The sequence below is a fragment of the Mesorhizobium sp. WSM4837 genome, assembly GCF_055811435.1.
Window position 1 is genome coordinate 1 of record NZ_JBVVQE010000252.1, and the last position, 401, is coordinate 401.

General features: G+C 67.8%; 1 protein-coding gene. It reads left to right on the top strand.

Going from position 1 to position 401, the window contains the following annotated elements; translation table 11 throughout:
* Window positions 1–401, top strand: a 401-nt coding sequence (locus AC0L3D_RS36980; protein WP_473647571.1) for a TCP-1/cpn60 chaperonin family protein, incomplete at both ends; no start/stop codon positions are given.

The window sequence follows — 401 nt, forward strand, 5'->3', positions numbered from 1 at the left end:
CTGGCGGGCGGCGTTGCCGTCATCCGCGTCGGCGGTGCGACCGAGATCGAAGTCAAGGAAAAGAAGGACCGCGTCGACGACGCCCTCAACGCGACCCGCGCGGCCGTCGAAGAAGGCATCGTTCCCGGCGGCGGCGTCGCACTGCTGCGCGCTTCGCTGGCCATCACCGTCAGCGGCGCCAACTCCGACCAGACCGCTGGCATCGCCATCGTGCGTCGCGCGCTGCAGGCTCCGGCCCGCCAGATCGCGGCCAACGCAGGTGCGGAAGCATCGATCGTTGCCGGCAAGATCCTCGAGAACACGGGCCCGACCTTCGGCTTCAATGCCCAGACCGGCGAATATGGCGACATGATCGCCATGGGTATCGTCGATCCGGTCAAGGTCGTGCGCACGGCTCTCCA